The organism is Runella defluvii, assembly GCF_014195535.1.
Lineage (GTDB): Bacteria > Bacteroidota > Bacteroidia > Cytophagales > Spirosomataceae > Runella > Runella defluvii.
This window is the reverse complement of the sequence record NZ_JACIBY010000009.1, coordinates 60,232-75,803: the sequence shown is the minus strand read 5'-3', so window position 1 is coordinate 75,803 and position 15,572 is coordinate 60,232. Positions and strand designations below refer to the sequence as shown.

Annotated in this window: 10 protein-coding genes; 3 read left to right on the top strand and 7 right to left on the bottom strand. The window is 43.8% G+C overall.

The window, feature by feature from the left end; all coding sequences use genetic code 11:
* Positions 1 to 198: 198 nt before the first annotated feature.
* The gene (locus FHS57_RS19855; protein ID WP_183976756.1) at positions 199 to 3,969 is read left to right on the top strand and encodes a putative Ig domain-containing protein; all 3,771 of its coding nucleotides are present in this window, start codon (positions 199 to 201) and stop codon (positions 3,967 to 3,969) included.
* Between the two features lie 92 nt (positions 3,970 to 4,061).
* Here FHS57_RS19855 and FHS57_RS19850 read toward each other — a convergent pair whose 3' ends face one another.
* The 4 genes from FHS57_RS19850 to FHS57_RS19835 all read right to left on the bottom strand — a co-directional run bounded on the left by FHS57_RS19850 (position 4,062) and on the right by FHS57_RS19835 (position 9,120).
* Positions 4,062 to 5,408, bottom strand: coding sequence for a Gfo/Idh/MocA family protein (locus FHS57_RS19850; protein ID WP_183976755.1), 1,347 nt, complete (start codon positions 5,406 to 5,408; stop codon positions 4,062 to 4,064).
* Between the two features lie 155 nt (positions 5,409 to 5,563).
* Positions 5,564 to 6,556, bottom strand: a complete 993-nt coding sequence (locus FHS57_RS19845) for a formylglycine-generating enzyme family protein (RefSeq protein ID WP_183976753.1) — start codon at positions 6,554 to 6,556, stop codon at positions 5,564 to 5,566.
* Between the two features lie 92 nt (positions 6,557 to 6,648).
* Complete coding sequence (locus tag FHS57_RS19840; RefSeq protein ID WP_183976751.1) at positions 6,649 to 8,316, bottom strand: hypothetical protein; 1,668 nt, start codon at positions 8,314 to 8,316, stop codon at positions 6,649 to 6,651.
* 27 nt (positions 8,317 to 8,343) lie between these two features.
* Positions 8,344 to 9,120, bottom strand: a complete 777-nt coding sequence (locus tag FHS57_RS19835; RefSeq protein WP_183976749.1) for an ABC transporter ATP-binding protein — start codon at positions 9,118 to 9,120, stop codon at positions 8,344 to 8,346.
* A 242-nt stretch (positions 9,121 to 9,362) separates the two neighbouring features.
* On the opposite strand from FHS57_RS19835, the gene FHS57_RS19830 reads away from it, so the two are divergent.
* Complete coding sequence (locus tag FHS57_RS19830; RefSeq protein WP_183976747.1) at positions 9,363 to 9,860, top strand: GNAT family N-acetyltransferase; 498 nt, start codon at positions 9,363 to 9,365, stop codon at positions 9,858 to 9,860.
* 25 nt (positions 9,861 to 9,885) lie between these two features.
* Here FHS57_RS19830 and FHS57_RS19825 read toward each other — a convergent pair whose 3' ends face one another.
* The 3 genes from FHS57_RS19825 to FHS57_RS19815 form a co-directional block, all read right to left on the bottom strand.
* On the bottom strand, positions 9,886 to 10,764 hold the full coding sequence (locus FHS57_RS19825; RefSeq protein ID WP_183976745.1) for an Rpn family recombination-promoting nuclease/putative transposase: 879 nt from the start codon (positions 10,762 to 10,764) through the stop codon (positions 9,886 to 9,888).
* Between the two features lie 81 nt (positions 10,765 to 10,845).
* Positions 10,846 to 11,055: a heavy-metal-associated domain-containing protein gene (locus tag FHS57_RS19820; RefSeq protein ID WP_122930266.1), complete on the bottom strand. Its 210-nt coding sequence runs from the start codon at positions 11,053 to 11,055 to the stop codon at positions 10,846 to 10,848.
* A gap of 116 nt (positions 11,056 to 11,171) precedes the next feature.
* Positions 11,172 to 13,388 (bottom strand): heavy metal translocating P-type ATPase, encoded by a 2,217-nt coding sequence (locus FHS57_RS19815; protein ID WP_183976743.1) that lies wholly within the window; start codon positions 13,386 to 13,388, stop codon positions 11,172 to 11,174.
* A gap of 141 nt (positions 13,389 to 13,529) precedes the next feature.
* On the opposite strand from FHS57_RS19815, the gene FHS57_RS19810 reads away from it, so the two are divergent.
* Positions 13,530 to 15,533 carry a thioredoxin domain-containing protein gene (locus FHS57_RS19810; RefSeq protein ID WP_183976741.1) on the top strand — a complete coding sequence of 668 codons (2,004 nt, stop codon included), beginning with the start codon at positions 13,530 to 13,532 and terminating at the stop codon, positions 15,531 to 15,533.
* Positions 15,534 to 15,572 lie beyond the last annotated feature (39 nt).

The following is a 15,572-nucleotide window of genomic DNA, read 5'->3' as shown; positions in this document are numbered from 1 at the left end:
TAACCTCGTTCGTCAAAAACCATGCCATAAGCAAATTTGTAAATGGTAGGGTGTTAAAGTGGTTTGTATCCCAATATTAATCGGTTTAAAGAGAGGTTATTTATAAAAAAAAGTGCTTAATAGCCCTATAGGGTGCTTTTTTGCACGGTTTTTGATACAGGTATATCAGATTACCCCTTTATCAAAAACATGTCCCAAATGATTATACGTGTAGCAAGAATTTTGTGTGTACTGGCATGGGTGGTTTCTTTAAAAACCAGCGCAAAGATTAATTCTGACCCATTCACTTCACCTCAACCGCACCATTTTGTCGCAGATGACAATCAACGCTATTTGTGCGTTGCTTTATTAAATACCACCGAAGGAGACGAGCATGGCCTCAATGTCATACGCGAAGCCGCCAAACAAGGTTGTAATGCTGCCATGATTACGGTACGCTGGGATGTTGTGTATCCACAGGTGTCAAGTTCCGCCAACTGGGTACAATTCGATAACCAAGTGAAATTGTGCAAAGAGCTAGGGTTGAAGATTTTTTTTCGGATTCACTTGGCACGCTGCTGTAACCGAAACGAGGGTTTTTGGACCGAAAACGAGGCTTCTAAAGACCAACAAGGCCGCGTGTTTAAAGAAATTTTTAGCATGGCGCACCAGTCTTCTGTCACCAAAGCCCTCGGTTTTGTGAAAGAAGTAAGCCAAAGGTATGTTTCGTATTTGCAAGAAGGGCGCGTTTTGTGCGTTGCCGCGACAACCACGACGACCCAAGAAGCGGGCTATCACTACGAAGGGTACATTCCGAATGGCAACATTGGCTACGGAGATCCTTACTTATCGTTGTATGATTATACTCCCACAATGCTTACGGGTTATCAAAGCTGGTTGGCTGCTAAATATGGCTCCCTAAAAGGAATTAATGATGCTTGGAAATCTGACTACAGCGCCATTGGCGATATTCAACCAATTACGACCGATTATAGCCATCCTGAAAATAAACGTTGGTCTGATTGGTACATTTATCGGCACACGCTTCTAAAAAACTTTTTGGACGGGGTAAGCAGCACTGTTAAAGGAGTGAATGCCAATTATAAGGTTATCAATGATTTTGGGTCGGTACACGATGGACTAAGTTTCCGTCGTGGGACATTGGCTTTCAAGGATTTAGCCCGTAACGTTGACGGTACTAAAATCAATGATTCTCAATATTACAATCACTATTTTAGTGCGGACGTGTTGCGCGGAAGCATGGGTGATAAGTGGATTATGAACGAAGCGTTCCGTGAACCCGATTTGTCGCAGTTTGGCATGGAGCAAATGCTAGGCCAACATTTTGAACGTGGATGTAAGTTGGTCAATGTCGTAATCAACAACACGGCGGACTTAAATTGGTTTTCCCCCATGATTAAAAGTGTAGCGACTAACTGGTTATCTAAACCCATGACCCCCATTGTGAATAAACAAAAAATGGTGGTTAAACTGTCAGAACTGGTAAGAACAGGGAGCTACGGTATTCCAGGTTATAACAATCGTTGGGAAGAAAAGCGCGTAAGCGGCCCAGTTGAAATTCAATTGGTAGAGGATTTGCTCGGCGAACCAGAAGTCAATCAGCCCCCTGTGGTAAAAACCGCACTCTCAGATTATACCATTACGGCTGGTTTTGATGCGACCTACACCATACCCGAAGGTTCATTTCAAGACCCCGATGGCAGCATTGAATCGTATGCAGTGAGCGGCCTACCTACTGGTTTTTATTTTGACAAAAACACGATTCGTGGTAATTCGTTGATTGTAGGTACGTATAAAATTACAGTTACTGCAACTGATTTGTATGATGCTTCAACCAGCACTACGTTCAATCTCAAAGTCGTAGCTCAAAAACCTTCTACATTGGCCTTGTTTAAAGCGGGTAATTACCTGAATCGTACATTTTTACGCAATGTAAAAGATAGAGATACCCTTAATTTGAATGACCTCAACTTCCTTACAAATTTTATCGCAACACCCGATGCGTCAGCCAAAGCAGTGATTATGAAACTGACAGGGCCTGTCAATCAGACCCGTACCGAAACGGATGTTCCGTTTGCACTATTTGGGGATGATGGAGGAACAACCCTAAAGTTGGGAAATTATCAATTGGTACTTGAAGCTTATAATTCAACGTCAATTGTACCCGCCAATGGTGTAGGTCGAACGACCATTAATTTTGTCGTGGCAAATCTGCGGGTCAATCAAGCGCCAGTTGTAGTGACAAAAATTACTGATCAACAGGCCACCATCAACCGCAATTTTATCTTTATCATTCCTACCAGCACTTTTCAAGACAAAGACGGACAAATTTCAAGGCTTGTTGTGACTGGTCTCCCAGCGGGAATGGTGGCAAATAGTGGCGTGATTAGTGGCGCTCCGACGGTAGCAGGAAATTTTACGGTGACAGTAGAGGCTTTTGACAATGAAAATGCGTCGGTCAAAACCCAGTTTTTACTAAAAGTATTATCTGTGAACCAAAGCCCGATTGTTGTGACGACCATTCCTGATCAAGTAACGGTAGTGCAACAGGCGTATGAGTACGAAATTACGCCTAACATTTTCCGTGATAATGACGGATATATTGTGCGGGTGTTGGTGCAAAATTTGCCGCAAGGAATTACCTATGCCAACAACAAACTATCGGGGAAAGCTGCAACAGCGGGTGATTATAAAGTGACTGTGCGGGGAATTGACAATGAAAATGCTTCGGTTGAAACGTCCTTTCAGCTATCTGTTAGAAGTATTTCCTCGAATTTGCCACCAGTAGCAACGACAACTTTGCCTACCCAACGGGTCGTGGTGGGTAATCCGTTTTCATATACACTGCCGCAAGGGCTTTTCCGTGACCCTGAGGGTGGAACGGTTCGGTTAGAAGTAAGCAACCTGCCATCTGGATTTGTGTATGCCAATGGGGCAATCATCGGAACATCAAGCGTGGCAGGCGAGTATAAAATTGTGGTGCGAGGCTATGATGGCCTGGGTGCATTTGGAGAAACAACCCTCACGTTGTGGGTAACGTTGAGTAATGGAAATATTCCGCCAGTAATCGTTACTCAAATCCCTGATCAAGAAGCCGTCGTTGGAGAAGCTTTTTCACTGAACATTGACGTGAATGGCTTCCGCGACCCAGATGGTATTTTGTTTGGTGTTTTGGTGAGGAACTTGCCTCCAGGCTTGTCATTCCAAGGTGGGAGTATTGTCGGAACACCAACAACTGTTGGAAATTATACAGTAACAGTTCGTGCCATAGATAACCAAGGAGCGATTGTTGACGAGTTTTTTGTCATTAAAGTAAGTGAAAGTACGCCAATGACTGCCAATCTTGTTTTTAGTTTGTTCAAAGCAGGGGGTTCGTCATCAAGAAGGTTTATTCGCACCCTGCGTGATGGGGACAGGATTTCACTTTCGTCGGTTCAAACCATTGCAACTTTTGTGAACATTTTTGCGGAATCAAGTCAGGCAGTGGATCGAATCGAATTTAGTATGACTGGGACAAAAGTGCAGTCTTTTTCAGACGCAGCTGCTCCTTATGGGTTATTTGATGACAATGGCGGTTTTAGTGCTGAGCTAGGAACTTATAAACTAACAGCCAAAGCCATTAGGGCTAACAAAGTAATAGGAGAGTCAACAATTACATTTACGCTGATAGCTGGTAATGCCAGAATAGGTGAGGAGGAAGCTGAGGTAGTGGAAGTATGGAGTGCGTATCCGAATCCGTTTGTGTCGGTTTTAAAAATGACCCTTCCCGATACCTACAAGCCAGAATCCACGACATTTTCAATTGTAACGCTTGCGGGCTTTATGATGCCAGTGCCGCAGGTTCGTTGGCAGGGACGTGAGGCCGAATTGGAACTGGCACCGTTGCAGTTGACAAAAGGTACGTACCTACTCCAAACGTCGCATCCAGACATGCCGACTAAAGTGATTAAGGTACTGAAACAAGAATAAAAGCACAACGTCAATTACCCTACAATGAAATTCCCCGTCAACCAAGCAATTTGCAAAGGTGACGGGGAAAATTATTTTAGGACAAAACCTGATTAAACGGTGATGGTTTTACCAGGAACTGCGACAGGATAGAATCCATCGGCAAGTGGTAAAATTTTTGGTTTAGCATCCCACGCAATTTGATCAGGGAAAAGGCTAATGTTTGAATTGAGGGCTTCTTCCCATTTTATTAACTTACCAGAATACGTAGCCATACGTCCCATGATAGAAGTGAGGGTACTTTTTGCTCCGTTTTCGGCATCAGCAAATTTGTATTCACCTTTCGCAATGGCTGCAAAAAGCTCATCGTGCTCTACTTGATATGGGTTACGGTCGCCTTTTCCTTCGTGGGCATAAATGACTTTTCCGCCTTGGTATGACTTCAAAACGGTGTTGTTGCCATTGAAGCTGTCGATGCGGCCTGTGGTGCCCAAAAACTGCTCATCTACTTTACTAAATGTTCCTTCATAGTGGCGGCATTGGCTGTTGATAAGCGTACCGTCGGCGTAAGTGAAGTCCACGATATGGTGGTCGAAAATTTCACCAAACTCTTTTCCGTTACGGATTTGTCGCCCACCCGTGCCCTGTGCCGAAACAGGATAGCCTTGCTTTGCCCAGTTCGCTACGTCGATGTTGTGCACGTGCTGTTCGGTAATGTGGTCACCGCACAACCAGTTGAAATAGTACCAGTTACGCATTTGGTATTCCATTTCAGTTTGATTCGGTTTGCGAGGGTTATTCCATACGCCACCCGAAACCCAATACACACTTCCACCAACGATATCGCCAATTTTTCCGTCGTGAATGCGGTTCATTGCTTCACGGTAGTTGCGTTGATAGTGACGTTGAAGCCCAACTACTACGTTCAATTTTTTGCGTTTTGCTTCTTCGGCCGTTGCAAGCACTTTACGAATACCTGGCGCGTCGGTTGCTACAGGTTTTTCCATAAATACGTGCTTATTTTGGCGAATAGCTTCTTCAAAGTGCATTGGGCGGAAACCAGGAGGCGTAGCTAAAATAACAACATCTGCCAAGGCAATAGCCTGTTTGTAACCGTCAAAGCCCACAAACATCCGATCTTTTGGTACATCAATTTTTGATTTAACATCAATCTCTACACCAGCATCATCTTTGTATTTGCGTTTGGTCAAGGCGGTGTATGCGTCGTCCAAGCGATCTTGGAACGCATCTGCCATGGCTACGATTTTTACATTTTGTTTGGTGCTAAGGGCTTGGGCAGCTGCACCCGTTCCGCGACCACCACAGCCAACAAGGGCGATTTTGATGGTATCATCATTTGACGAATGAAATCCGTATGAAGCAAAAGGTAGGCTACTTAGCAAAGCACCTCCTGTTAATAAACTAGACGATTTGAGAAACTCTCGGCGATTAGTTTCCATTTTTAGAAAAGAGTTTAAGTTGGAAATTGTGGATGTCGTTGATTTAGCGACCTAAAATCAATGTGTTTGTCAGCCTATAAAAGTGCCCAAAAAACAAAAACTACCCGTAAAGAATGAATCTACGGGTAATTTTTATGTTGAAGGCCAAATACTTATTAATAATCCTCAATTAGAGGCGGGTTATAGTAAGCGGCGATTTCTTCTTTGGAAGGAGTTTTAACTGGGCGAACGATGCGAAAACCAACAAACGAAGCGCTGGTCATCCACCACTCACTTTTGGGACTCTGAGGGTCAATAATTTTCCAGTCAGGAACTGAAGGGATACGGGTAGCACTGCGGCATACACTTGCATCGTCGTCCCAAGAACCACCCCGAACGGATGTTGGATACAACTCAGTTACTTTCAAAAACGCTTCCTTGGCTTGGCCACCCGCTTTTTTGGTATAATAATCTTTGGCGTATTGGTCGAGTGTCCACTCCATCACGTTTCCGTGCATGTCGTGCAATCCCCAAGGATTGGGCTTTTTTGTGCCCGTTTTTTTGTAACCACCGCCACTGTTGGCTTTGTACCAAGCGTATTCATCTAATAGTTTTGGGTCATCTCCAAACGAATACGCAGTAGTGGTACCCGCACGGCAGGCATATTCCCATTCGGCTTCGGTAGGAAGGCGGTAAAATACGCCTGTTTTTTCATAAAGCCACTTGCAAAAATAAATGGCGGCATATTGAGTCATGTTGACAGCTGGATAACCGCCACCGCGTCCCATTCCAAATGACATATCAACGTAGGCAGCACTTGGGCGCGTACTTCCATCGGTTTTGGATAGGCTGTTTTCGGTATCTGGAAAACGCTTTGCCATTTCAATTTCGATATTTTTGGTGGTAAAAAGATCATAGAAATCCCAAGGAATTTCGTACTTACCCATCCAAAAAGGCTCAATTTTTACTTTGTGTTGAGGACCTTCGTCTTCTTTACGGTCTTTTTCTTTGGCAGGACTACCCATCATAAAATCGCCACCTTTGATGGCAACCATATCGTATTTAATGTTACTTCCCGAAATGGCTTGCGCGTAGTTCTCGAATTTCTGCTGGGCAAAGGCCGTTCCGCAGAAAGCACAAAGAAGGAGTGTTTTTTTTACGAACTGCATTGATGTTTTGATAATAGAAATGAGCTAAAAAAGATTAGAGCCCGAAAGATACCGCAATCCAATGATTTTCACGAATAGAGTGCCAAAGATTTCTATAAGTCAAAGCTCTCCCAAGTCAGTTTGTCGAATTGTTTGTACAAAACATAAGCGATAAAGGTGGCAAAAACACAGGCAACTGGCACGCCAAATGGGATGAACGTCAGTCCCCAATGTCCAAAACCACAAATGGGAAGCAAAAGCATAAAAATGACAAACTGAGAAGTTTGCCCTGCTTCTTTCATCGTAGCTAGGCTTTTGGAAAATGGAAGACGATTTTGGGAACCAATCTTGCTCTCAATCATGGATAAACACACCGATGCCACAAAGGCTAAGTACAAATCATCGAGTGCTTTGATGCCCCAAATGGTCAAAACGAAGGCACTAAGTAGCAGATAAAACGGGGTGTAAAATTTAAGAAGAATGGCTTTGATATTGCCTACCACTACGTCGCGGGGGGAATCAGTGGGCGTGGCAAAATAAACCCATGCAGCCTTAAAATCTTCACTAAAATGACTTTGAGATTGAAACGTACCTGCAATAATATGTGCCATATAAAGCAACATTAAATAAAGGTAGCCTTGTGCCATCTCTGACCATTTTTGGGGGTCAAAAAGCTCCTTTCCAAAAACAAATACCAACGGAATTAACGACCCAAAAGTGGGGTAAGTACGCATCTTAAACTTGCGATCGCGGGCAGTAATTTTCCACGAAAGTTCAAAAATGGCTTTTTCAAGGTGGCTTCTGGTCATTAAGGAAGCTAATCGGCTAACAAAACCACCGCGTTTTTGTGTAATGACTTTTTCGGAACCTCCCCCGTCGCCCACACCCATTTGAGCGATTTTTTGGGTGAATTGTGGAGCCAAATATCGTATCAAAATCCACATGGCAAGAAGAGGAATACCAAAAGATAGCAAGGATAAAATCCAAAAACTGGGGGCTCCTTTAATCACAAATTGCATCCAACCACTGAACCAGAGCGGAGGAAGGGCGTAATGCCACCCACGAATGGCAACTGCCGTGGTATCGAGGTCGAGCCAAGTGAAAATACGCCCTACCATTTGATAACCAGCCGTTACCAAAAGTGTGAATACAATTTGGAAGTAGCTGATGATGTCTTTTAATCGTTCTTCGCTGGTAAATTGCATTAAAAGCATGTAGAGGAGCGAGGTAAAGAAAACCGACAACATAGCCAAAACAAAAACAGCCAATGCAAAGGCCAAAAACGCTAAAATGCCGTACTTAAAAAGAGTAAAAATAAGCGGCAAAAGGGCAATTCCGTAGGAAAGAATAAGGACATAGGAGGCAATATGAACCAATCGGGCCAATAAAATGGTACGTCCCGTGACTGGCCGTGGAAGAAGCACCACATTGTCGGTGGTATCGAGCAGCAAGGACGAAAAGTCGGTGACTAACGTAAGCACCGACATAATCATGATATACCCAAAAGGTAAGGCATAAGCGTAATAGGGTTTGTCGATGAAGAAAATACTAATGCCCATCAATCCGCCAAAAATTGAAAGTATCCCCACCATCATCCAAAAGGAATTGTTGGTGTCTTGGTCGTTGTTATAAGATTTGTATTGCGAAAACGACGCCATTGGCCGACGGTTTTGCATTTTGAATTTCACTTCAACGATTGTTCGTAAAATGTCGTAATCGGCACCTAACCACCGAAATACGCCTTGCATCAGGTCGAGAATTCGTAAAACTGCGTTGCTCATTGGGAGACTCGTTAAGTGGTTTGGACTTTACTTCAATGCTTGTAAAAAATCTTCGGCGCGGTGGCTATTCTCGTTGTCGCCCGTCAGTCCTTGGAAAATAAGTTCCAGCGAACCCGACTGCGCCTGGGCTTTGAGTTCTTCAAAAGTACCGTTGGCGATAATGGTTCCTTGGTTAATAATCACAATTCGGTCGGAGATTTTTTCTACCACGTCCATGATGTGGGAGCTGTAAAAAATGGTTTTACCAGCGGCTTTCAATTTGGCCAACACTTCTTTTACCAAAATCACGGCATTGGCATCCAGTCCCGAAAGAGGTTCGTCCAAAAAGATGACGTCTGGGTTGTGAATAAGTCCCGAAATCAACAACACCTTTTGCCGCATTCCTTTGGAAAAAGTATTCATTCTCACGTCTGCGTGGGTTTTTAGACCAAAAATTTCGAGTAATTCCAACGCCCGACGTTCGGTGAGTTCGTCCTCCATTTTGTGTAGTCTGCCTATAAACAACAAGTACTCCATGGGTGTCAGAACTTCGTATAACATGGCATTTTCGGGCACATAACCGATGCGTTTCTTGACTTCAAGGGCATCTTCTCGAATGTCGTACCCGAGCACCTTGGCCTCCCCTACAAAATCGGGAAGCATCCCAATCAGTATTTTGAGGGTTGTACTTTTGCCCGCACCATTGGGGCCAATGTACCCAATGATTTCACCCGCATACACGTCCAAATCAATTCCTTTGAGGATTAAATCGCGGCCATACGATTTTTTTAGGCCGCGTAAACTTACGACTGGCTGTTTTTCCATGTTAAATTCGTTTAGGTTTTGTGAAGAAATAGCAAGGCGGTTGTGCCCCCATGCCATTGAGACGTTAAATAACGAATAAGTTCACATTTCTAAACTAAAATATAGATGAACGGTTTAAAATGTCTTTTTGTGTAATTTTTGAAAAGATAGCATTTGAAATTAGCTCAGAACGCCTAATTTAGCAGCAGACTTTCCAAGTTTGATGAACAACTTGGAAAGTCTATCAATTATTAAAAAGACAAATGTTAGAAATCAGCAACGTAACTACGGCAGAACTGCCCGAAATTCAGCGCATCGCTTATCAGACCTGGCCCATGACTTTTGGGGATATTTTGTCGCCCAAACAAATTGATTACATGCTTGACTGGATGTACAGCATTCCGTCGTTAACAGCGCAAATTGAGGAAAAAGGGCACGTTTTTCTGTTGATAAAAGAGAACGAAGAGTGGTTGGGGTACGTCTCGTACGAACTCAATTACAAAAATGAACCCAACACGAAGATTCATAAAATTTACTTGTTACCTGCTAGTCAGGGCAAAGGGGCGGGAGCAGCTTTGATTCGTAAAGTAGCCGAAATTGCTACGGAGAATAACAATTCGGCGCTACTACTCAACGTCAACCGTTATAATAAAGCGGTTGGGTTTTACGAAAAAATGGGCTTTAGCATCGTAGGAAGTGAAGATATTGACATTGGAGATGGATTTCTAATGCAAGATTACATCATGGCAAAACCGCTTTAGGAAACCAACGACGACGAGTAGGGAGCTAAAGTTGGTTGACATCATCAACAGATAGCCCAGTCATTTCGGCAATGGTTTCAGTTGCAAAGCTATTTGCTTTCATTTTGATAGCCATTGCCAAACGTGCTTGTTGTTCACCTTCAATGAGACCTTCAGCTTTTCCTTCAGCTTTTCCCTCAATGCGAGCGGTAGCGATTATACCTCGTTCTGAAAGGAACATTTTTTCGTGCCTTTCGTAGGCCAGTTGCTCTTGTTCAGAAAGCCCATCAAATTGTAATTGTGCTTTTACTTCGGCCAAACCGCGTGCGTTGAACTCGTCCTTTACTTCGTTGTTCTTAAAGTAATAAATCCATTGATCGAGGTTGTCGCGGGCTATGTCGTCGAAATTGTTGATTTTGATGACATAGTATTCGGGATAAATTTCAAAAAGGGCTTCTTTGTGAAAAAGCTCTTTTTGTTTTTCTGAAAGGTCTAAAATGTCGTTTTGATGGATGCCCCTAAACTCAGTTTTACCATGATAAACATAGTCAGTGCCATGTCCTAAATCAAAGTAAATCAAGTTGATGGAGAATATTTTTTTGATTTCTTGGTAGGGTTTGCCTTTTTGAAGGGTTTCAGTTAAGTGTTTTGAAGTAGCAAAAAGCATTCTTTGAAAGAAGTCAAATTCTTTGCTGTATTGGAGTTCAATAATGAGTCGTTCTTTTTGCTCGTTTTCAACCAACAAATCCACGCGATTTATTTTTTGTTCATCGTCGTTCACGTTAGATTCGCTTTCTAGGAGGTTGATAATGACGATGTCTCGTTTGAGTAAGACACTCAAGAAACCTTCAAGAATAGCAAAGTTGGCCTTCTGTCTGAGGAGCCTTTTTAGCGCCCAATCGAAGCTGATAAGAGTACGGGTCATTTTGAAAAGTTTATAACAAAGCTACGAATAACTTTTTAACACTTCTAGCATAACTTCCGCTAGAAGTGTTGAACCGACAGACTAGACTTGTATGGCCGTAAACCCTGCTTTCTCGATTGTTTCTAGAATAAGTTCGCTTGATAATTCTTCACCGTTGATGGTCAAAATTTTATCGGGGTTGGCAGTATCAACGCGCCAATCTTCAATCTCTTCAACTTGATTTAAGAACGGCGTTACTTTGGCAATGCAGCCTCCGCAGTTGATGTTGGTTTTGAATTGTAATGTCTCCATTTTTATGACGTTTTGTGTTTAAAATCATGTATTTGGGTCGGTTTTGAGAAACCGACTGCACCAGTTTTGAGAAACCGACCGCACCAGTTTTGAGAAACTGACCGCACCGATAAGCGCTAAACCCCTTTCCATTTCAGCCTGAGGCTATTTGCTACGACTGATACTGAGCTGAGTGCCATCGCCGCCCCCGCAATCATGGGGTTAAGTAAAAAGCCATTTATGGGATACAACACTCCCGCCGCCAGCGGAATTCCAATGAGGTTGTAAATAAATGCCCAAAAAAGGTTTTGGTGGATGGCCGCCACCGTCCATTTTGAAAGTCGGATGGCTTGAGGGATTTTTTGTAAATCGCTGGAAATAAGCGTCATCTTCGCAACATCCATGGCAATGTCGGAGCCTTTTCCCATGGCAATACTTACGTCGGCTTGTGCCAAGGCATGAGAATCATTGATACCGTCGCCGACCATCGCCACGATTTTCCCTGCGTGCTGAAGTTGTTCAACAAAAGCAGCTTTGTCTGCTGGAAGTACGTGTCCTTTAAAGTGACTAATTCCAACCTCTTGGGCTACTTTTTGGGCCGTAAATGCGTTGTCGCCCGTCAACATATATACTTCTACTCCTTCACGTTGAAGGTCAGCAATGGCCTGCGCTGAGGTGGGTTTGATAGGGTCAGTGATGGCCCACGCCGCCAGCACGTTTGTACTATTGGCAAATACGACCACTGTTTTGGCCGATTCTTGCCAAGTATTAATCGGTAAATTGGTAAAAGACAACCCACGTTCTGCTATCCAAGATACGCTTCCAATCACGTACTCATTCCCTTCAAATAAAGCCTTGACGCCTTTCCCCGCCACATTTTCAAATTGTAATATCGGAACACTTTTGATGCCATCGGCTTTGAGCGTTTGCACAATGGACGCGGCCAAAGGGTGCGACGATTGACTTTCGAGTGCCAAGGCAATGGATTTGAACGTAGGTTCGTCGGAAGCCCAGTACGTATCAGTTACTGTTGGTTTCCCTTCGGTGATTGTGCCTGTTTTATCTAGTACAACCGCATCGATTCGGTGTGCCAACTCAAGGCTTTGGGCATCTTTGATTAAAATGCCGTTTTCTGCCCCTTTCCCGACTCCTACCATAATAGCGGTGGGCGTAGCCAAACCCAGCGCACAGGGACAAGCAATCACTAGGACGGTGACGGCGGCTACTAAACCTTGGGTGAGGGCGTTTTCTCCACCAAAACTTGACCAGACAACAAACGTAAGTACTGAAATGGCCATGACGATGGGCACAAATACCGCTGCAATCTTGTCGGCCAGTTGCTGAATGGGGGCTTTGCTGCCTTGGGCTTGCTGAACCATCCGAATGATTTGGGCCAAGAGCGTAGCTTCTCCCACTTTTTCGGCCAAAAAACGAAAACTCCCTTGCTGATTGACCGTGCCTGCAAATACTTTACTGCCTTTGTTTTTTTCAACGGGGACAGGTTCTCCCGAAATCATACTTTCATCGACGTAAGAAGTACCCGAAAGCACTTTCCCATCAACCGCAATTTTATCCCCAGGTTTTACCAACATTCGGTCGCCTACCCGTACGGCTGAAATGTCAATTTCTTTTTCTTCCCCGTTTTCAATAACCCACACCGTTCGTGGTTGTAATCCCATCAGTTTTTGGATGGCGGTTGAGGTGTTGGCTTTGGCTTTTTCTTCCAACCATTTGCCTACCATAATAAACACAATAACCACTGCAGATGCTTCAAAATATACGTGCGGATGAAGTCCACGGTGGTGCCAAAATTCGGGATAGACGGTATTAAAAAGGCTGAATATAAAAGCGATTCCTGTACTCAGTGCCACTAGCGTATCCATATTGGCTTGACCGTATTTGGCCTGTTTCCACGCATGAATAAAAAAATCACGACCAAAAATAGCCAATACGGGCGTCGTCAGTGCCAACATAATCCAGTTGACGAAAGGGAGTTCCATAAAAAACATGCCCAACACCACCACGGGTAACGTCAGAATGGTCGCCCAAAGTAAACGTTTTTGTAGCGTAAGTAGCTGATTCGCTTTTTGTTCAGCTTGTTGTGCTTGGGCTTTTTCAGGATGGAGCAATAAATCGTATCCTACCGCTTGAAGTGCGTGTTTTAGGGCTTCAGGATTGGTTTGGGTCGTGTCAAAAGAAATGCTGGCTGATTCATTGGCAAAATTGACGGCACATGCTAGCACTCCTTCCTGTTTTTTGAGTATATTTTCAACACTCACGGCACAAGCCGCACAGGTCATCCCCGTGACGGGCACCAAAAGTTGTTGATTATCAGTTTTAATCTCGGTTTCCATTGCACTATTCATTTGTCGTTACAAAAGTAGTGGCTTAAATCGGGAAGCTAGTTACACGATTTTCAAAAAGGATTACAGGATTTTCGTCAGTCTGGAAACTTTTGTATTATCGTTGGTCTTTACCATTTAAAAGAACATTTTATGCCAAACCGCCTCATCGAAGAAACATCGCCTTATTTGCTTCAACACGCTCACAACCCAGTGGAATGGTATCCTTGGGGAGAAGAAGCCCTGACCAAAGCCCGTACCGAAGACAAGCCCATCATTGTAAGTATTGGATATTCGGCTTGCCATTGGTGTCACGTAATGGAAAGAGAAAGTTTTGAAAATGAGCAAGTTGCGGCGGTTATGAACGCAGGCTATGTGTGTATAAAAGTAGATCGTGAAGAACGCCCCGACGTCGATTCAATCTACATGGATGCGCTTCATGCCATGGGTGGGAGAGGTGGCTGGCCGTTGAACGTATTTTTAACGCCCGAAGCCAAGCCTTTTTACGGGATGACTTACATGCCGCCACGGAATTGGGTGAACCTCCTCAATAGCGTACAAAATGCCTTTGTGAATCATCGGGATGAATTGGAAAAATCGGCAGCAGGTTTTGTTGAAAATATGCTCATGAAAGAGTCCAATAAATACCATTTGGACGGTTCAACGACGGAATTTCGTCAGGAGGATTTGGATGAAATGTTTGAGCATATCAAACAAAGTTTTGACTTGGAAAAAGGAGGGATGGAGCGTGCCCCCAAATTCCCGATGCCTTCAATTTATAAGTTTTTATTGCGCTATTATGCCCTTTCGCAAAACCCCGAAGCTCTGCGCCAAATCGAGCTGAGTTTGAATCGGATTGCGCTGGGAGGAATCTACGACCACGTAGGTGGTGGATGGGCGCGGTATTCGGTGGATGAAGACTGGTTTATTCCGCACTTTGAAAAAATGCTCTACGACAATGGACAACTTTTGAGTATGTATTCGGAAGCTTATACGTTGACCAAAAATGAGCTGTACAAACGTCGGGTGTATGAAACGGTTGACTGGCTGCGTCGGGAAATGCTAAGTCCAGACGGCGGGTTTTATTCGGCCTTAGATGCGGATAGTGAGGGAGTAGAAGGGAAGTTTTATACGTGGACACAAGCCGAATTGCAATCAATTTTAGGCGACGATTTTGACTGGTTTTCCAAATTGTATTCCATCCGTACCGCAGGAAACTGGGAACACGGCTATAATCATTTGCACTTGACTCCTCAGGCAGATTGGAACCTTGTTTTTACTGAAAAATACCGCGCGGCGCTGGACAAACTTTTTGAAGTGAGAGAGAAACGGGTGCGTCCTGGATTGGATGATAAAATTTTGGCTTCGTGGAATGGGTTGACATTGAAGGGATTGACGGATGCGTATCGTGCTTTTGGGGATGAACAATTTAGAGAATTGGCGTTGCAAAATGCGACCTTCCTCAAAACCAAAATGACCAACGAAAATCACCGCCTTTGGCACAGTTATAAAGCAGGAAAAGCCACGATTGTTGGATTTTTGGAAGATTATGCCTCGGTGATTGATGCGTACCTTGGGGTGTATCAAATTACGTTTGAGGAAGAATGGCTCGACGAAGCCCTCAAATTGACTGCTTATACGATTGAGCATTTGTACGATGAAGAAGATGAACTTTTTTACTTTACAGATAGCTCATCTGACGACTTGATTGCCCGTAAAAAGGAAATTTTTGACAACGTTATTCCTGCCTCTAACTCGTTAATGGCGCATAACCTATATACTTTAGGGATGCTCGTGAGCTACGATGAGTATATTGAATTGGCCGATTGGATGGTGTCAAAATTGAAACGTTCGATGATGACCGATGTACAATGGGTGACAAACTGGGCGGCACTGTACGTGATGCGCGTACAACCTACCGCCGAAGTAGTACTGGTTGGCCCAGAAATAGACGCTTTTAGAAAAGAATTAGAGACAACTTTTTGGCCAAATAAAATTGTTGTTGGGGCCAAAACTACCTCAGAATTACCGCTTTTGGAAGGAAGGTTGTCTTCGACGGATACCACAACGGTATATGTTTGTTTTAACAAAACGTGCCAATTACCCGTTTACTCTGTAGAAGAAGCCCTGCACCAACTAGCCGTCAGTGTAAGTTGAAATGATCACAAAAAGGTAAATTGGCGGCGGGCAAATAAG